This window comes from Paenibacillus shunpengii (genome assembly GCF_042684905.1).
In the GTDB taxonomy this organism is placed as follows: Bacteria; Bacillota; Bacilli; order Paenibacillales; family Paenibacillaceae; genus Paenibacillus; species Paenibacillus shunpengii.
Genome location: NZ_JBHUMJ010000002.1, coordinates 1 through 17,997, shown reverse-complemented (window position 1 = coordinate 17,997; position 17,997 = coordinate 1). Strand labels below are relative to the sequence as shown.

Below are 17,997 nucleotides of genomic sequence, written 5' to 3'. Positions count from 1 at the left end.
GAGCAATTGATTACTGCGGCGTATTAACAGCCGCAGCCCGCCTTCGCATCCTTGAAGTCCAGCGTCGTTGGGTAGTCATTATCGAAACAGGCAAGGCATAGGCCGCCTTTATATTCATCCTGGTGGTTTCCTTCTATAGAAGAGATCAAACCTTCGGGACTGAGGAATGACAGAGAGTCAGCATTAATCTCGCGGCAGATCTCCTCAATCGATTTGGAAGAAGCAATCAGCTCATCCCGGTTCGGGGTATCAATCCCGTAGAAGCATGGATTCTTGAACGGTGGTGAAGTTATGCGTACATGCACCTCAGTCGCTCCTGCATCCCGGAGCATGTTCACGATCCGGCGTGATGTCGTACCGCGCACGATAGAATCATCGATCATGACAACCCGCTTGCCTTCGACTACCCGGCGCACCGCACTCAGCTTCATCTTCACTCCCTGCTCACGCAGCTCCTGACTTGGCTGAATAAAGGTACGTCCAGTGTATTTGTTCTTGATCATCCCCAGCTCATAAGGAATACCCGTCTGCTCAGCATAGCCTATTGCCGCGGAAATACTGGAATCGGGAACACCTGTTACGACATCAGCATCCACAAACGATTCAATAGCTAGCCGGCTGCCCATCCGCTTCCGTGCACCATGCTGATTTGCTCCATTCATATCACTGTCCGGACGCGCAAAGTAGATATACTCCATCGCACACAGCGCTTTCCGGTGCTTTTTCTCCTCGAAGCGGTCTTCATGCAGCCCATCGCTGTCGAGAACCAGCATTTCTCCTGGCTCAATATCTCGGATCAGCTCCGCACCGATCGTTTCCAGTGCACATGTTTCGGAAGCAAAAATATAAGCATCGCCCAGTTTGCCCATCGTCAGTGGACGTAGTCCATGAGCATCCGATGCAACGATCAGACGATCGTTGGTCATGATCAGGAAGGCATAGCCTCCGACAATCCGGCGGAATGCATCTTTTGCCGCCTCAACCAAATCCTTAGGTGAACGAGCGATCAAGTGTGCAATAACCTCGGTATCACTCGTCGTTTGAAAAATCGAACCGCCTTGCTCCAGCTCCTTGCGAATCTCTGGCGCGTTCACGATATTTCCGTTCGTCGCAACCGCCAGATCGCCGTCACGATATTTAAATACGAGCGGCTGCGCATTCGTCAGCTTGCTGTCGCCGCTGGTTGAATAACGCACATGACCGATAGAGATATCACCAGAGAGGGAAGCCATGAGATCCTTGGTAAACACCTCTTTGACAAGTCCCATTCCGCGGTGATAGTGAAACTCACTGCCGTCACTGACACACATTCCGGCACTTTCCTCGCCGCGATGCTGCAATGCATGCAGTCCGTAATAGGACAAGGAGGCCGCGTCGGGGTGTCTATACACCCCGAACACCCCGCACTCCTCTTTCAATTTATCAAACAGTCCCTCTTTGCCCGAACCCTCGTTGTAATAATCGCCGGTCCAAAACTGCGGGGTCTTTACTTCATCAGACATGGAATAACATCCTCCCAGACCTGTTTCAGAACCGCTACCGGTTCGTCCACAGCTGATGTGCCGTTCAACTCCAATTTAAGATTGCTTCCTGTTACTTGTCCGATCACTTGAACCGGAACACCGCTGTTTCTCACGAACGCTTCCAGTTCCTCTGCCTGTGCTTGGTCTGCTGTCAGCAGAATACGGGATTGGCTCTCACTAAATAGAGCAATATCACCGCGAAGCTCCGTAGTAAAGTTCACGCTCGCGCCAATACCGCCGCTGATGCAGCTCTCGGCCAGTGCCACGCCAAGTCCGCCTTCAGACAAGTCATGTGCAGATTGTACGAGACCTTTTTGAATAGCACCCAGTACCGCTTCCTGCAGCTTCTTCTCTACTTCAAGATCAAGCTGTGGAGGGCGTCCCTCCGTCAAGCCATGAACCGCATATTGGAACTCGCTGCCGCCAAGCTCAGCATGTGTATCCCCAAGCAGCAGGATAACATCTCCTTCTTTCTTGAAGCCTTGTGTCGTAATGTGGTCTGTATCATGCACAAGTCCAACCATACCAACGACAGGCGTTGGGTAAATTGCACCTTTGGCATTCTCGTTGTACAAGCTCACGTTACCGCCGATAACCGGCGTACCCAGTACTGTACATGCCTCAGCCATTCCATCTACCGCTTTTTCCATCTGCCAGAAAATATCCGGCTTCTCCGGCGAACCGAAGTTCAGATTGTCTGTAATTGCCAGCGGCTCTGCCCCGGAGCAAACGATGTTACGGGCAGCTTCGCTGACTGCAATTTTGCCGCCCACTTCAGGATCAAGATACACATAACGGCCATTGCAGTCTGTTGTCATCGCAAGACCTTTACGTGTGCCATGAACCGTCACAACAGCCGCATCCGATCCCGGACGAACGGCAGTGCTGGTCCGCACCATATAGTCATATTGGTCATACACCCAAGCTTTGCTGGATACGGTCGGGGAGGACAGCACCTTTTTCAAGGCTCCTGTCAGGTCCGACACTTCTTCATAACGCAGGGTGTCGATTTTTTCATTTTCAATATAATAAGCAGGAACTGAGGATGGTTTGTTATACACCGGACATTCGTCAACCAATGCCGTTACCGGCATGTCGCCAACGACTTCACCGTGATGGTACAGCTTCAGTCGTCCGTCATCTGTAACCTTGCCGACCTTTGCACAGATCACGCCCCAACGCTCGAAAATTTCACACGCTTGTGCTTCGTCTTTAGGCTCAACGACGAACAGCATGCGTTCTTGAGATTCAGACAGCATCATCTCGTATGGTGTCATGCCCTCTTCACGCTGAGGCACTTGGTCCAGATACAGCTCCAGTCCGTTTCCTGCCTTACTTGCCATTTCCGCACTGGAGCACGTAAGACCCGCAGCACCCATATCTTGAATACCGAGCACGATGCCAGTATCAATCAGTTCAAGACAAGCCTCCATAACCAGCTTCTCCATGAACGGGTCGCCGACCTGTACTGCCGTACGCTTGGATTCAGATTCCTCCGTTAGCTCCACAGAAGCAAAGGTTGCTCCGTGAATACCATCACGTCCTGTTGGAGGTCCCACGTAAAACACCGGGTTACCTACACCTTTGGCGACACCGCGCTGAATTTTGTCGTGATCGATAAGACCTACACACATGGCATTTACGAGCGGGTTGCCATCATAGCTCTCATCGAACATCACTTCTCCGCCTACCGTTGGAATGCCGATACAGTTACCATAGCCTGCAATACCGGATACGACGTGTTCAAACAAATATTTCACACGATCGCTTTCCAGCTTGCCGAAGCGCAAGGAATTAAGGGATGCAATCGGTCTTGCACCCATGGAGAAAATGTCGCGGATAATTCCGCCAACCCCTGTAGCTGCACCTTGGAAAGGCTCAACCGCAGAAGGATGGTTATGACTCTCGATCTTAAATACGACCGCCTGGTTATCTCCGATGTCGACAATCCCTGCACCCTCACCCGGTCCCATCAGGACACGTTCGCCTGTTGTCGGGAAACGACGCAGCAGCGGCTTGGAGTTCTTGTAAGCACAGTGCTCTGACCACATAACACTGAATACACCGATCTCCGTGTAGTTTGGCTGACGTCCCATGAAGGACACGATCAGGTCATATTCACTGTCAGATACGCCCATTTGCTGATAAAGTTTATGCTCGGCAATCTGTGCTGCGGTTGGTTCTTTAGCGGATACTTGCTGTGTCATGCTGATCCCTCCAGGAGTTCAAAATCGATGTAAACATGCGTTTGCCGTCCGTCGTTCCAAGCACTTCGTTCACCGCACGTTCCGGGTGAGGCATCATGCCTACCACGTTACCGCGCTCATTACTTACGCCGGCGATGTTATTTAAGGAGCCGTTCGGATTGTTTTTATAAGTAAAGACGATTTGATTATTTGCTTTAAGCTTCTCAAGCGTCTCTTCATCACAATAATAGTTGCCTTCCCCATGCGCGATCGGGATAATAATCTCTTCCCCAAGTGCATACTCGCTTGTAAAAGGGGTGTTGTTGTTCTCCACTTGGAGTACGGAGTCATGGCACACAAACTTCATACCTGTATTGCGCAGCAATGCGCCAGGGAGAAGCCCTGCTTCCGTCAGGATTTGGAATCCGTTGCAGATCCCGATAATGTATTTACCTTGCTCTGCAGCCTTGGCTACTTCGTTCATCACAGGAGCAAATCTGGAGATTGCCCCGCATCTTAAATAGTCACCGTAAGAGAAGCCGCCGGGAACGATGATGCAGTCATAGGCAGACAGGTCTGTTGCCGTATGCCATACATAATCCACGGGCTGTCCAATCGTTTCTTCTACTGCCTTATAGCAGTCAATATCACAGTTGGATCCAGGAAACACGAGAACTGCAAATTTCATGAATTAAACCTCCAATTCAAAGCGGTAGTCTTCGACAACCGTATTTGCGAGCAGCTTTTCACACATGACCTTAACGCGTTCTTCTGCTTCATTACGATCACTTGTATCCAGTGTCAGCTCCAGATATTTGCCGATGCGTACCCCTTCTACTTCACTGAAGCCCATGGAATGGAGCGCGCCTTGTACGGCAACGCCTTGAGGGTCAAGTACGCTTTGTTTAATCGTAACGTATACAGTAGCTTTTATCATGATCGGAAGTTCCTCCTAAGGAATGTTTTTAAGGTTTGGACTATTAATGATGATAATGATTGCTAATATGAAGCTTTTATCTGCTAAGTTTCCATAATGGGGTTATGAATACTTCCCATGTACCACATCTTAAATTAACGGGTCAGCCTGTCCTTAATCTCTTTATAGCGTCTGCTCGTTTCCTCTACTACATGCTCAGGAAGCGGCTCCGGCTGGCTGTTCTTATCCCAATCCGTGGATGCCAGATAGGCTCTTACCGGCTCTTTATCCATACTGTCGATCTCGATGTCCAGCGCGTATTTCTCCTTGGCCCAGAACCGGGAGGCATCCGGTGTAAAGATCTCGTCGATCAAAATGACCTCGCCATCCACGATCCCGAACTCAAACTTGCAATCTGCCAAAATAATTCCTCTTTGCTCGCAATAGTCTCTTGCGAACTCATACAGCTGAAGACTCTTCGCTTCAAGCTCAAGTGCAAGCTCCTCGCCAACCGACGATTTCATCTGCTCCATGGAGATATCCTCATCATGGCCTACATCGTTCTTGGCCGCCGGCGTGAAGATCGGCTTATCCAGCTTCGCATTTTTACGAAGTCCTTCCGGAAGCTTAATCCCGTTAACTATTCCAGAGGATTGATACTGTCTCCAGCCATTGCCGGTAATGTATCCACGAACCACGCACTCGATATCAATACGCTCGGCTTTTCTCGTGACCATAATCCGATCCCTCAGCGCCTCTGTATCCAGCACGATATCGCCCAGTTCTTCTATATTGGTATGGACAACGTGGTTTGGCATCCATTCCTTGGTTTGGTCAAACCAGAAAGCACTAACTGTATTGAGTACATTGCCTTTCTCCGGAACAGCCGGCTCCAGCACATAATCAAATGCTGAAATCCGGTCTGTTACGACGATCAGGAAATGCTCACCCAAATCGTACAACTCTCTAACCTTGCCTTTGTATAACAGTGGTGCGTTAATGAGCTCTGCTGCGGTGGATAAAGCCATAACGTTAATCACTCCACGTTTTATTATTTTTTAAGCCGTATCAGCCCTTTAGATATCTTGCTGGACTAGTTCAATCCCAATTTGTCAAAAATCGTATCCACATGCTTCAGATGCCATGCCGGATTAAAGGCGTCCTCGATCTCCTCTGTGCTGAGCACTTCCGTAATCGCCGGCGTTGCTTCCACGATGTCGCGGAATTGGCGCTGTGTCTCCCATGCTTCCATCGCACGAGGCTGAACTGTATCGTACGCTTCTTCACGGCTGAAGCCTTTATCAATCAGCTTCGTCATAATGCGTCCGGAGAACGGAACACCGAAGGTACGGGCCATGTTGCGCTTCATGTTCTCAGGGAACACCGTCAAATTCTTGATGATGTTGCCAAAACGGTTCAGCATGTAGTTCAGCAGCATCGTTGCATCTGGCAGGATGACGCGTTCTGCTGAGGAATGCGAGATATCACGCTCATGCCACAGCGTTACGTTCTCATAAGCTGTCAGCATATGTCCGCGAATGACACGGGACAAGCCGGAAATGTTCTCACTGCCGATCGGATTGCGCTTGTGCGGCATAGCAGATGAGCCTTTTTGACCTTTAGCAAAAGCCTCTTCCACCTCACGGAATTCACTCTTCTGGAGTGCACGTACTTCGGTCGCGAATTTGTCCAGGGAAGTCGCGATCAGTGCGAGGGTTGCCATATATTCAGCATGGCGGTCACGCTGCAATGTTTGCGTTGAGATCGGAGCCGGCTTCGTGCCCAGCTTCTTACATACGAATTCCTCAACGAAAGGATCAATGTTGGCATACGTTCCTACCGCACCTGAGATTTTGCCATACTGGACATTGTCGGCAGCATGACGGAAGCGTTCGAGGTTGCGCTTCATCTCTTCATGCCACAGTGCCATTTTCAGACCAAAGGTTGTTGGCTCCGCATGTACACCATGTGTACGTCCCATCATTGGAGTGTGCTTGTATTCAATCGCTTTGTCTCTCAGGATCTGAATGAAGTTCAGAATGTCCTTCTCAAGAATTTCGTTCGCCTGACGAAGCAGGTAACCGTTCGCTGTATCAACCACATCTGTAGAAGTCAGACCGTAATGCACCCATTTACGTTCCTCTCCAAGACTTTCGGATACGGTACGTGTGAAGGCAATGACATCATGACGTGTCTCCTGCTCAATCTCGTAGATCCGGTCAATATCAAAGCTTGCTTTCTCACGTAGGACAGCTGCGTCCTCTTTGGGAATAACGCCGAGTTCTGCCCATGCCTCACAGGCACAAATTTCAACTTCAAGCCAAGCCTTAAATTTATTCTCTTCCGTCCATATCGCCCGCATTTCGGGTCTGCTATAACGTTCAATCATTTCTATTCGTTCCTCCATATATTGGTTTTGTCTATCCAATCCAGTGCATGCTGCACATCATGGCATAACAGGTTGATATGTCCCATTTTACGTCCGGTCTTGGCTTCGGCTTTGCCGTACAGGTGAAGCTTAGGCACGACGCCCAGTTCATCTGCGTCTGCATCCTTTTTGGCAAATCGATCAATAACGGCTTCGATATGTTCTCCCAGGACATTGACCATCACAACAGGGCTCAGCAGGCATGTATCAGCAAGCGGCAGACCGCATATTGCTCTTACATGCTGCTCAAACTGCGATGTACTGCACGCCTCCATCGTATAATGACCTGAGTTGTGAGGCCGAGGGGCCAATTCATTAACATACAGCTGTCCATCTCTTGTCACGAACATCTCGACAGCCAGCAGCCCAACGGCTCCCATCGATTCGGCGATCTTAGCTGCGAGCTGCTGCGCTTCGAGCTGGAGCTCTGATGACACTCTTGCCGGTACAACGGAAGTGTGCAATATGTTATTGACATGCACATTCTCAGCTGGAGGAAATGTCCGAATCTCTCCTTGGGGATTACGTGCAGCAATAACAGATATTTCGCAGTCAAAGGAGACAAACTGCTCTAATACGAGCTCTGTGCCAAGGCCCGCCAGCTCTTCGTAAGCCGCAAGGGCTGCCTCTCTGTCACGAATCACGCGCTGGCCTTTGCCATCGTAGCCTCCAGTTACGGTCTTAAGCACACAAGGAACGCCTAGCACCTCAACCGCTGCGCTCATGTCCTCCGCACTCTTAATTTCCCGATAAGGAGCAACCGGCACACCCGCCGCTTCAATGGCACGCTTCTCCCGAAGACGATGCTGAGTCGTATACAGCAGTCTGCTTCCTTGAGGGACATACGCTTCGTTCTCCAGCAAGGCTGCCACATCGGCATCCACATTTTCAAACTCATAAGTGATTACATCGCACTCTTCTGCAAGCTGGCGTGCTGCATTCTGATCATCGTAACCTGCCACAATCTGCCGCGCGACTTGCCCGCAAGGTGAATTCTCGGTCGGCTCCAGTGTAATAAACCGGTATCCCATGGCTGTACCTGATAATGTCATCATCCGCCCAAGCTGTCCGCCTCCAAGTATTCCGATCGTAGCTCCAGAAGGGAAGACCTTTATGCTCTCGCTGATTAGCTTATTTATCATAACGTATCACTGCTTTCTAGCACTTCTTTGCGGATTCGATCTCTGCGTTCCTGTGCTCTGCCCGCAACCTCAGGATCAAATGCACCGATGATCTGTGCAGCGAGCAGTCCTGCATTCGTTGCTCCCGCTTTGCCGATCGCGACCGTAGCTACCGGAATACCGCCAGGCATTTGCACGATAGAGAGCAGCGAGTCAAGACCATTCAGTGCCTTCGACTGAACAGGGACACCGATCACAGGAACCAAGGTTTTGGATGCGACCATTCCAGGCAAATGAGCGGCTCCTCCTGCCCCAGCAATGATCACTTTAATTCCGCGGTCATACGCGCCCTCTGCGAATTCAAACATAAGATCCGGCGTACGGTGAGCAGAGACAACCTTTTTCTCATAAGCAATGTCCAGCTCGTCCAGCACTTCACAGGCATGTCTCATCGTTTCCCAATCTGATGTACTCCCCATAATTACGGCAACTTGCACTGACATGATATCCACTCCCTTGAATTTGATCAACAAGCACCTTCAATTGACGAAAAAAAACCGAAATCCTCGAGTTATGATGACACTATACGGATTCCGGACGATATGAAGATATCAGAGCTGCAGCCTTACGGGAGAAACAATAAACCACCATGGATGTGCTTCCACACAAGCCAGACCCTGTCTTTAGCGGCGGCTCAAGCTCACCTATAAACAAGATACCCCATGCTTAAAGATTTTGATGTTGGCTTTGAAAAAGCATGGACATGAATTCCGGCATCAACCCGCTGCTCTCAACATTGATATCCTCGTAGTCCGAAAATTAACGGTTTTCGGGTAGAAACTTCCGGGCCGTATTCCCGGTACTATACGAGATCATTCTATATTTTGGACGAATCGATTTCATTAATACGACAAACATCGGTATTTTGAAATGGATTCTTTGCTCTACAGTTTACTTATTTCTTTGATTTTCGAGTTTATTCTTTTTACCTTTAACAGTTTAACAATCCCCTACACCCGATGTCAACTTAAAGACGAACATTTTAATCTTTACCATATTTAATGTTCGGATATTAATAAACTAAAAACATAAATAAAACCAGCAGCTTCCATGAAGTACAGGAAAGATACTGGTTTTTCTCGAACAAATGATCTGTTTCATATTGTTTATTTCACAACGAGTACAGGCACGTCTGCTTCCTGAACTACACGATGGCTTACACTGCCCAGCACAAATTCGCGTATTCCGCTCAGTCCTCTGCTGCCGATTACAATGAGATCCATATCGTTCTGTTTCACATACTCCAATATGACATCCACTGGAGACCCTTGAATGAGTTCAACCTTGGCTCCAATTTGCTCATTGACTAGACGTTTCTTAAGCTCGTCTACAGTCTCTTCAGCAAGCTCATATACATCACTATTTACCGAGGGCGGGATTGGGGCCAGACCTTCGCCGATAAATACCCGCGGGAAATCGTATACGTGAACAATATGCAGCTGTGTATTTTCAGATAATTTGGCTAACTCCACTGCGCGCTCAAACGCTTTGTTCGCTAACTCTGATCCGTCGTATGCAAGTAGAATATTGGAAAAAGTCATGAGGAACGCCACCTTTCTGTATGTACTTATATTTAACCGATTACGGATTTGTTTGAATCAACAAGCTGTCTGCAAGCTACACTGAGTCTTAAGCGAACCTCAGCTCAAAAAATAGCCATATAGTATCGCATTAACGAAGAGAAGAACAGGTACGCCAATGGTAAAGCTGGCATGCCTTGTTTTGTGCCGCTTCCGGTACATTGCAATCAGTATGCCGAGTGAACCTCCGATCGCAGCAAGTAAAAACAGCGTTCTTTCCGGAACCCGGTCTCGTCTTTTCTGTGCTCTTCTCTTATCCTCTGACATCACAAGATAGGCTACCACATTTATAAAAACAAACCATAGAATGATGCCTGTCCGCATTGGCAATTCCCCTTTCTTTAGGGATCACATTCCCCACTCCATTATAGCTTCTGAAGAAACAGAGTGACAATGAGTGCGGGCAGGCTCAGGTGTAGTCGGCTGAATTTAGTGTATCTATATGGGCATTATTCTATGCGTTACATAACTTCATGCTGCGCTTGAAACATACAGAAGAACCAGATTCGATATTGAATCTGGTTCTCATGCTGCCAGCTTATCACTGCAAAGAGCAAGTTTCAGCTTAGGATTCCTGCTTAGGAATGCCGTTTAAGCTTGGCGGAGTGTGGGCGGCCTTGGCTGGACGAATGGTTCTGCTTTCCTCTAGCACACTAGACTTATTTTGCTGGTTTTTAATTTTCAGCGGTTTATGATAAGGCATGTGTCGCTCACCCCCTAAGACATAGATTGTCATCTTCGGAGGCGCATTATACGAACACTTCATATTCCGCCTCACACTGCTTATTTGCCTTCTTTCTTTTCCAGTGCTGCTTTCAGCAGATCACCGAGGTTAGAGCCAATCGGCTCCTTTTTCTCAAACTGCTTAACGAGCTTCTGCTGCTCACGTTTATTAACCCGCTGCTTGTCCTTGTCCACGGTCTCCGTGATGCCGCATGGCAGACACTGCACATACATTCCTGCCTTGCCTTCTTTAAGCTCCATCTTCTTATGGCATTGCGGGCAACGCCGGTTGGACAAACGCTTCTCTGCCGATCGCTTGTAGCTGCAATCCTCCGCAGGACACACCAGGAACTTGCCTCGCTTGGATTTCTTCTCTAGCAGTCTTGTACCACAATCTGGACAATGGCTGTTAGATACATTATGCGGCTTGTATTCCGTGGTACTATTCTTGACACTGCGTACAAGTTCATCAGCCATTTTCCGAATTCCGTTTAAGAACGGTTCAGGAGAGCCCTGTCCTTTGGCGATGCGCTCCAGCTCAGACTCCCATTTGGCAGTAAGCTCAGGTGTACGAAGCTGTGGTGCTGCCAATTCAATCAGCTGTTTTCCTTTGCCGGTTGGGTGCATCACATTGCCCTGACGCTCAATGGTGTCACTGCTGACAAGCTTCTCGATAATATCAGCTCTGGTCGCAGGTGTACCCAGACCATGCTTCTCCATTTGAGCCAGCAATGCTGCTTCGTTATAGCGTTTCGGGGGCATTGTACGGGCAGATTTAATGATACATCGCTGTATCTTGATGATCTCCCCTTCGCGAAGCTCAGGGAGATCCTGCCCCGTTCCTCTTGAATCGGAGGCATCCTCTGAAGTCTCCTCATCCTCATCGCTGTAACCTTCTGCGCCATATACTTCACGCCAGCCGTGATTTTTGACTGTTGTTCCTTTCACAATAAAAGCTTCATTCTCTGCTTCAATCTTAACCTGCACCGCATCATATCTTGCTGCCGGATAGAACAGACTTATAAATCGCCTTACAATCAGATCGTAGAGCTTGCGCTCCTCCGTAGACAATTGATTGAGCAGAACCGTTTGCTCTGTAGGGATAATGGCATGATGGTCACTCACTTTACTGTCATCCACCACACGCTTCGTAATTGGAAGCTTGGTACGAAGCAGCGGTCTTGCTAATCCACTGTAAGGGCCTACCGCTACACTCTCCAGGCGCTCCTTGAACGTCTCTGTCATATCCGAGGGCAAGTATCTGCTGTCTGTCCGTGGATAAGTGACAAGCTTATGCTGCTCATACAATTTCTGCAGAAGATTAGAGGTTTGTTTCGCTGAGAAACCATATCGCTTATTGGCGTCTCTCTGCAGCTCGGTCAAGTCATATGCCAGCGGATGGGCTTCAACCTTCTCGCTTTTTTTCACTTGAACAACTTTGCCAGAGCGTCCTTCAAGCTTGCGCTTAAGCTCTTCTGTCCGGGCTTTATCAAAAATACGAGAGTCTCCCTGAGGCGCTCGCCACATCGCTTGGAAGCTGCCAAAATCAGCAGACAACGTTTCGTATTCCTCTGAGCGGAAGTTCATGATTTCTTTTTCCCGATTCATGATCATGCCGAGAGTCGGGGTTTGGACACGTCCTGCAGACAGCTGGGCATTATATTTGACCGTAAGGGCACGGGTGACATTCAGACCGATCATCCAGTCCGCCTCAGCACGGCAGCGTGCGGATTCATACAACCGATCAAACTGCTGACCCGGCTTCAAATTCGCAAACCCTTCTTTGATGGCTTTGTCCGTCTGAGACGAGATCCATAAGCGTTTAAAAGGCTTCTTGAAATGCGCCATCTGCATAATCCAGCGGGCCAATAGCTCACCTTCACGGGCAGCATCTGTTGCAATGACGAGCTCCTTGATATCTTGTCTCTTCATTAGCTGCTGTACAGCTTTATATTGATGCTGGGTTTCACGCAGTACCTTCAGCTTCGTCTGCTTCGGTAGAATCGGCAGATCAGCCAGATTCCAAGTTGCATATTTATGATCATAATCCTCAGGCTCAGCCAGTCCGACCAGATGGCCCAAAGCCCAAGTTACTACATATTTAGGTCCTTCAAAATAACTCTTATGCTTCTCTCTGCTTCCCATTACACGGGCAATCTCACGTGCCACGGAAGGCTTTTCGGCTAGAACAAGTACTTTCATGGAACTCTCCTTTCTATAACATCCTTCATTATATCATTCCTTTAAAGTACCTGCGAAAGAACAAGCCCTTACATACCAAGAACATTCATTATGAACGATGACACGAAGAGAATTCAAAATACGGAGTGGAGTAAGAAATAGAAAACCAAAAAAAGTGAGAGGACCCAGCTCTCTTAACATATTAGATAGATGTAGATGTATACGAGAGAGACCAACGAGGAGCGTTAGCACTACGCATTATGTCATGTAACATAACATTCCTTCTATGATAATAGTCTTATGACTCCTTACTCAATTTATTTTCATGGATATATTCAATCAAAATAATGAGCATTATCCAGTAAACAAGTGATGTAATCGCTTTATTCGATGTCCACTGTACTTGTAAGAATTTATGACATTAAATATGATCTAACTTACACGAGTTAGGATATGCTATCGACTCTGAGCTCAAGATTAACTTACAAGGAGAGTGTTTATATGAAAGTGGACAAGCCGTTACATCGGTGGAGAAAAAGTGGACAAGCCTTGCTTGCAGCTGCACTCCTCACCAGCTCCTTCCTCCTTCCAGCCTATACAGTGTCAGCAGCAGATGGAACGAATTCAATTGGTACTTCCTCTGCTGAGATCAGCCCTAACAAGCCGGCTGGCACCACCTATTTTTACGATCAAATGAAACGGGCTGCAGAGACGGCGGGCGTTCCTTTTACCTTGGAGAAAGCTACCGGCACCGTGATATCAAGACAAGCGGCAGCCCAAGCGATTCAGGATTGGCTCTCTTTGCCTGCAGCGGATCATACATTTAAAGATATCCCTCAGAACAGCTCCTATGCTGATGCGATTAGTGCTGTAGCTCAAGCTGGAATTATGACAGGCTACAGCAAAGAATCCTTCTTTCCCAGAACCCCACTCACCGTTTCAGATGTCCAGCTTATCTATGATCGTGTATTAGAATACATACAGCCTTTTGAAGTAGAGGAAGCTACCATTTCAGATATGCAAAAAGCGATGGAACAAGGCAAGCTGACCTCCGTCCAGCTTGTGCAAATGTATCTGGATCGGATTGAACAGTATGACGATCAAGGTCCTTCTCTAAATGCAGTGCTCACGATTAACGAGGATGCTCTTGATATCGCAGCTGAACTCGATAAGGAACGTACAAGTACAGGACCTCGCAGTGATCTTCATGGAATCCCGATTCTGGTCAAAGATAATTATGATACGAGTGATATGCCAACCTCAGCAGGCTGCCTATGCCTCAAAGATTCTGTTCCCGATGAAGATGCAGAGCAAATCGCCAGATTAAAAGAAGCCGGTGCAATCATCTTGGGCAAAACAAATCTGCATGAATTTGCCTTCGGCATCACAACATCCAGCTCTCTCGGTGGACAAACCTTAAACCCTTATGCACTTGATCACTATCCCGGCGGTTCAAGCGGGGGAACGGGTGCTGCGATTGCCGCCAACTTTGCAGCTGCAGGCTTAGGCACAGATACCGGAGGCTCGATCCGTATCCCTTCCAGTTTTAATAGTCTTGTAGGGATTCGTCCAACGATTGGACTAGCAAGCCGTGACGGCATTATTCCGCTTGCACTCACACAGGATGTAGGCGGACCTATGGCACGCACCGTTGAAGACGCTGCGATCATGCTGGATGCTATTGCAGGATATGACCCTGAGGATGTAAGCACCGCAGCAAGCGTCGGACGAATACCAGAGAGCTATCTCGATGAATTGGACCCACAAGGCCTGCAAGGCGCTCGCATCGGCGTAGCTTCTGAGCTCTTCTCCACCAGCAGTGATGCGGAACAAGAAACTTCCTCCATTATTTATAATGCAATTAATGAAATTGAAGGGCTTGGCGCTACTGCTGTAGAGATCCGGATCCCTAATTTGGCCGAGCTCTCTAAGTATCCAAGTCTCAGCAGCTATGAGTTCAAATTCCAGCTTAATGATTACCTTGAAGGACTTGGTGAAGATGCTCCATACACCACCTTGTCTGAGATCATTGCATCCGGCAATTATGATTTAGACCAAGAGCAATCAATGAAGTCCCGCGATGCCCGTGAAACATTGGAAACCGAGGAGTATAAAGATATCGTGCTGAAGCGAACGAAGCTGGCCAAGGACTCTCTTCTAAAAGTGATGGCAGACCATGACCTGGATGCCATTGTGTATCCTAGTACAGCTGCGGCTGCTGCGGTAATAGGTGAGCCTCAAAATGCCGGCGGTAATAACCGGCTTAGCGCATTCTCTGGATTCCCCGCCATCACGGTTCCAGCAGGTTTCACCAAGGACGGACTTCCTGTCGGGATTGAATTCCTTGGCAGAGCCTATGATGAAGGTAAGCTCATCAAGCTCGCTTACAGCTACGAGCAGGGAACACAGCACCGTAAAGCCCCCATGTTATCCGAGTAGTTATACGTGTTGCTTAACAGACACATAACGATTTCATATGATGAGCACATGCCGACCTGCCGGTATGTGCTCTTTTTTCAGGGAAATGATTTAGATAGCCGAGCGGCAAGAAGTTTTATATAATAGAACTCACTGTAAATATTTTGAATGTAGTGGAACTCAGTTTTGTTTAACTCGTAAATAAATGCCATAATCCAGCTGCGTTACATAAATTAAAAATGAGGTGGGCTATGCTTTTTTGGCGCAAGGCTTTCGAGAAAATGTTTAAAATGAGCAATATAACGCTCCTCTATTTTACACTCTCCTTTTTCTTCATTAGCCCGATTATCATTCATATTCTAGAGCCTGAGAAGTTCTCTACGTATATCAAAGGACTCTGGTGGGTTATTGTTACGACCACAACGGTCGGTTATGGGGACTACTTTCCTGAAACCACACCTGGGATGATTTTCGGTACGATTGTTATTTTTACAGGGCTTTTTCTCATCGGGACACTTATCGCTAAAATTTCGGAACGATTTATTAAATGGATCAAGATGAAGGAGGAAGGAAAAATGGATTACAGAGGTGAGGATCATTATGTCATTATTGGCTGGTCTGACGATAAGATCAAGGATACCATTAAGGAAATGCTGAACAGCGACAGTGTTCATAACATCGTTCTTATCGCTGATCTTCCTTCGAGTCCCATAGACCATAGTCAAATCCATTACATACAAGGCGAGCCGACAGAATACGAGACACTTGATCGTGCAAACGTGGCCAAATCAAAAGCGGTTATTATCTTTTCTCCTCAAGGAGTGCCGGCCAAATATGCAGATGGACAGACACTGCTGATTGCCACAACAATCGAAAGCTACGGTGAGAAAGTGAACCGCCATATATACACCATAGCAGAGATTCTTAAGGAGAATCACCTTATGAACTTTAGGCATGCGAAGGTAGATGAGCTCATCCTTTCACAGCAGTCTATCTCCTATCTGATCGCCCATGCAAGTGTACATAAAGGTTCTTCCAAGCTTTTTATGAATCTGCTCAGCACAGAGAGTGGCGAGAAAATATATGTTATTAACAAAAAGAAAGAATGGATAACATACAATGACGCCTTCGAGGATATAAAAGCAATGGGGGCCTTGTTGATTGCTGATCATGATGATACTAGTATTATAAGAAGACCTAACGCCATCATTCCAGAACAAGCTAAGTTATTTATTATCGCGGACGAAGATACATTCCAAAAGATAAGTGAGGGATATGTCATTATTTCATAATAGATTTTATTTACTCATGCTGCAAATTCATTGCAGGTCTCTGGATACTCAAATTAATTATGTAAGACTAAGATAGGAATGAGGACAATCTCCCCATTCCTATCTCTTAATTGCTATCCGGTACGGTCCAGCGCATAATGACTCCTGCATACGTTAGGCCTCCACCAAATCCAAACAATAACATCTTATCATTATATTTAAGACGCCCATCATCAAGTCCGAGCTGAATTGCCAAGGGGATCGAGGCAGCCGAGGTATTTCCTCTAAACTCCACACTAGTCAACGTACGCTCAATAGGAATCGGACCTTTCATACAAATGGATTCAATCATTCTTAAATTCGCGCTGTGCGGTACAAACCAATGAATATCCTCCGGCTGCAGCCCTGATTGCTCAATAAGCTGTTTAGAGGCCTCAGGTACATGACGTACTGCCCATTTGTAGACCTCCCGTCCGTTCTGAACAAGAAATGCATCCTTCTCAATATTCATCCCATCAATTTCGGTAGCAAATGTTCTTCTATATAAATGACCTCCACCACTGCCATGGGTGCCGGACATCGACGCTATAAAGCCAGGATGCTCATCATCTCTTTCGATCAACACAACTCCAGCCCCATCCCCAAAGAGGATACAGGTAGATCGGTCTGTATAGTCTGTGATTTTGGAAAGAGTCTCAGCACCAACTACAAGCACTTTCTTGTGAATACCACTGGATACCATTCCATCAGCCAGCTGCAATCCGTAAACAAATCCAGCACAAGCTGAGCCTAGATCAATAGCACCTGCTTGTTTAATATTAAAATGCTGTTGAATTCGGGAAGCGACGTTCGGAAAAGTATACTCAGCTGTACTAGTGGCAACCAGAATCATATCTACATCCGTTACATCAACAGCGTAGCGTTTAATCATGTCTGAAACTGCGTTATAGCTCAGATCAGACGTATACTCGTTCTCTGCAGCTATTCTTCGTTCTCGCATGCCTGTACGCTGTACAATCCACTCATCATTAGTATCTACCATTTTTTCGAGATCTTCGTTAGATAATATTTTCTCCGGTACATAAGTGCCTATTGCCGTGATTTTCGCCTTTGATTGATACATCCTGTTCACCTTCCTTACAGTTAGTATCCTTATTATATCATCTGGTACTAGTACTTGGTACTAAATTTAAGAAAATATTTTATGTTTAAGCTCTCGAGCAAAAAAAAGACACTATCGAATTTCATCGATAGTGTCTTATGTGTGCTTGGCGGCGTCCTACTCTCCCAGGACCCTGCGGTCCAAGTACCATCGGCGCTGGAGGGCTTAACGGTCGTGTTCGGGATGGGTACGTGTGGAACCCCTCCGCTATCGCCACCAAACATGATTTTTGCGCTGTGATATCTTCGGCGAATCATCACCAGCAAAATATCAATCCTTAAAAAGGACATACAGCGTAAAATCTTTACAAGGATTTGCTCCCTGAAAACTAGATACGAAACAATGTGCGATGTTAGAATTTTTGTTTACCCGGTTTTGTTCCGGGCCCCGAGAAAGTATTCGGATTCACCTTCGAAGCATTCGCTTCA

The 17,997-nt window shown here is 47.3% G+C and carries 15 protein-coding genes, 1 rRNA gene and 1 riboswitch; of the genes, 2 read left to right on the top strand and 14 right to left on the bottom strand.

Features of this window, described 5'->3' with window-relative positions:
- Positions 1-23: 23 nt before the first annotated feature.
- The 12 genes from purF to ACFSVM_RS00040 all read right to left on the bottom strand — a co-directional run bounded on the left by purF (position 24) and on the right by ACFSVM_RS00040 (position 12,739).
- Positions 24-1,502 (bottom strand): amidophosphoribosyltransferase, encoded by a 1,479-nt coding sequence (gene purF, locus ACFSVM_RS00095; RefSeq protein ID WP_047912785.1) that lies wholly within the window; start codon positions 1,500-1,502, stop codon positions 24-26.
- Positions 1,487-3,730 carry a phosphoribosylformylglycinamidine synthase subunit PurL gene (gene purL, locus ACFSVM_RS00090; protein ID WP_379259723.1) on the bottom strand — a complete coding sequence of 748 codons (2,244 nt, stop codon included), beginning with the start codon at positions 3,728-3,730 and terminating at the stop codon, positions 1,487-1,489. Before purL ends, purF begins: the two co-directional genes overlap by 16 nt.
- Complete coding sequence (purQ, locus tag ACFSVM_RS00085) at positions 3,708-4,397, bottom strand: phosphoribosylformylglycinamidine synthase subunit PurQ (RefSeq protein ID WP_076312457.1); 690 nt, start codon at positions 4,395-4,397, stop codon at positions 3,708-3,710. Before purQ ends, purL begins: the two co-directional genes overlap by 23 nt.
- A gap of 3 nt (positions 4,398-4,400) precedes the next feature.
- Positions 4,401-4,646, bottom strand: a complete 246-nt coding sequence (gene purS, locus ACFSVM_RS00080; RefSeq protein ID WP_047912782.1) for a phosphoribosylformylglycinamidine synthase subunit PurS — start codon at positions 4,644-4,646, stop codon at positions 4,401-4,403.
- Positions 4,647-4,780: 134 nt separating this feature from the next.
- Positions 4,781-5,662: a phosphoribosylaminoimidazolesuccinocarboxamide synthase gene (locus tag ACFSVM_RS00075; protein ID WP_379262809.1), complete on the bottom strand. Its 882-nt coding sequence runs from the start codon at positions 5,660-5,662 to the stop codon at positions 4,781-4,783.
- 56 nt (positions 5,663-5,718) lie between these two features.
- Positions 5,719-7,014: an adenylosuccinate lyase gene (gene purB / locus ACFSVM_RS00070; protein WP_076312458.1), complete on the bottom strand. Its 1,296-nt coding sequence runs from the start codon at positions 7,012-7,014 to the stop codon at positions 5,719-5,721.
- 2 nt (positions 7,015-7,016) lie between these two features.
- Positions 7,017-8,195, bottom strand: a complete 1,179-nt coding sequence (gene purK, locus ACFSVM_RS00065) for a 5-(carboxyamino)imidazole ribonucleotide synthase (protein WP_379259720.1) — start codon at positions 8,193-8,195, stop codon at positions 7,017-7,019.
- Positions 8,192-8,677, bottom strand: a complete 486-nt coding sequence (purE, locus tag ACFSVM_RS00060) for a 5-(carboxyamino)imidazole ribonucleotide mutase (protein WP_076312460.1) — start codon at positions 8,675-8,677, stop codon at positions 8,192-8,194. Before purE ends, purK begins: the two co-directional genes overlap by 4 nt.
- Positions 8,678-8,962: 285 nt before the next feature.
- Positions 8,963-9,064: riboswitch (purine riboswitch) on the bottom strand.
- 276 nt (positions 9,065-9,340) lie between these two features.
- Positions 9,341-9,775 (bottom strand): universal stress protein, encoded by a 435-nt coding sequence (locus ACFSVM_RS00055; protein WP_379259718.1) that lies wholly within the window; start codon positions 9,773-9,775, stop codon positions 9,341-9,343.
- 99 nt (positions 9,776-9,874) lie between these two features.
- Positions 9,875-10,138 (bottom strand): DUF1294 domain-containing protein, encoded by a 264-nt coding sequence (locus tag ACFSVM_RS00050; RefSeq protein WP_076312462.1) that lies wholly within the window; start codon positions 10,136-10,138, stop codon positions 9,875-9,877.
- Between the two features lie 241 nt (positions 10,139-10,379).
- The gene (locus ACFSVM_RS00045) at positions 10,380-10,517 is read right to left on the bottom strand and encodes a hypothetical protein (RefSeq protein ID WP_177178806.1); all 138 of its coding nucleotides are present in this window, start codon (positions 10,515-10,517) and stop codon (positions 10,380-10,382) included.
- An 80-nt stretch (positions 10,518-10,597) separates the two neighbouring features.
- Positions 10,598-12,739 (bottom strand): DNA topoisomerase III, encoded by a 2,142-nt coding sequence (locus ACFSVM_RS00040; RefSeq protein WP_379259715.1) that lies wholly within the window; start codon positions 12,737-12,739, stop codon positions 10,598-10,600.
- A gap of 480 nt (positions 12,740-13,219) precedes the next feature.
- Between ACFSVM_RS00040 and ACFSVM_RS00035 the strand changes: the two genes are divergently transcribed.
- On the top strand, positions 13,220-15,157 hold the full coding sequence (locus ACFSVM_RS00035; RefSeq protein ID WP_076312464.1) for an amidase family protein: 1,938 nt from the start codon (positions 13,220-13,222) through the stop codon (positions 15,155-15,157).
- Between the two features lie 269 nt (positions 15,158-15,426).
- The gene (locus ACFSVM_RS00030; RefSeq protein WP_177178805.1) at positions 15,427-16,428 is read left to right on the top strand and encodes an ion channel; all 1,002 of its coding nucleotides are present in this window, start codon (positions 15,427-15,429) and stop codon (positions 16,426-16,428) included.
- Positions 16,429-16,534: 106 nt separating this feature from the next.
- Here ACFSVM_RS00030 and ACFSVM_RS00025 read toward each other — a convergent pair whose 3' ends face one another.
- Complete coding sequence (locus tag ACFSVM_RS00025; RefSeq protein ID WP_076312466.1) at positions 16,535-17,530, bottom strand: ketoacyl-ACP synthase III; 996 nt, start codon at positions 17,528-17,530, stop codon at positions 16,535-16,537.
- A gap of 143 nt (positions 17,531-17,673) precedes the next feature.
- A 5S ribosomal RNA gene (gene rrf / locus ACFSVM_RS00020) occupies positions 17,674-17,790 on the bottom strand.
- Between the last annotated feature and the right edge of the window lie 207 nt (positions 17,791-17,997).

What these genes read in the sequence shown, in the direction of transcription:
- purF (WP_047912785.1), bottom strand. Translation starts at nt 1,502, where the DNA reads ATGTCTGATGAAGTAAAGACCCCGCAGTTTTGGACCGGCGATTATTAC.
- purL (WP_379259723.1), bottom strand. Translation starts at nt 3,730, where the DNA reads ATGACACAGCAAGTATCCGCTAAAGAACCAACCGCAGCACAGATTGCC.
- purQ (WP_076312457.1), bottom strand. Translation starts at nt 4,397, where the DNA reads ATGAAATTTGCAGTTCTCGTGTTTCCTGGATCCAACTGTGATATTGAC.
- purS (WP_047912782.1), bottom strand. Translation starts at nt 4,646, where the DNA reads ATGATAAAAGCTACTGTATACGTTACGATTAAACAAAGCGTACTTGAC.
- purB (WP_076312458.1), bottom strand. Translation starts at nt 7,014, where the DNA reads ATGATTGAACGTTATAGCAGACCCGAAATGCGGGCGATATGGACGGAA.
- purK (WP_379259720.1), bottom strand. Translation starts at nt 8,195, where the DNA reads ATGATAAATAAGCTAATCAGCGAGAGCATAAAGGTCTTCCCTTCTGGA.
- purE (WP_076312460.1), bottom strand. Translation starts at nt 8,677, where the DNA reads ATGTCAGTGCAAGTTGCCGTAATTATGGGGAGTACATCAGATTGGGAA.
- ACFSVM_RS00055 (WP_379259718.1), bottom strand. Translation starts at nt 9,775, where the DNA reads ATGACTTTTTCCAATATTCTACTTGCATACGACGGATCAGAGTTAGCG.
- ACFSVM_RS00050 (WP_076312462.1), bottom strand. Translation starts at nt 10,138, where the DNA reads ATGCGGACAGGCATCATTCTATGGTTTGTTTTTATAAATGTGGTAGCC.
- ACFSVM_RS00045 (WP_177178806.1), bottom strand. Translation starts at nt 10,517, where the DNA reads ATGCCTTATCATAAACCGCTGAAAATTAAAAACCAGCAAAATAAGTCT.
- ACFSVM_RS00040 (WP_379259715.1), bottom strand. Translation starts at nt 12,739, where the DNA reads ATGAAAGTACTTGTTCTAGCCGAAAAGCCTTCCGTGGCACGTGAGATT.
- ACFSVM_RS00035 (WP_076312464.1), top strand. Translation starts at nt 13,220, where the DNA reads ATGAAAGTGGACAAGCCGTTACATCGGTGGAGAAAAAGTGGACAAGCC.
- ACFSVM_RS00030 (WP_177178805.1), top strand. Translation starts at nt 15,427, where the DNA reads ATGAGCAATATAACGCTCCTCTATTTTACACTCTCCTTTTTCTTCATT.
- ACFSVM_RS00025 (WP_076312466.1), bottom strand. Translation starts at nt 17,530, where the DNA reads ATGTATCAATCAAAGGCGAAAATCACGGCAATAGGCACTTATGTACCG.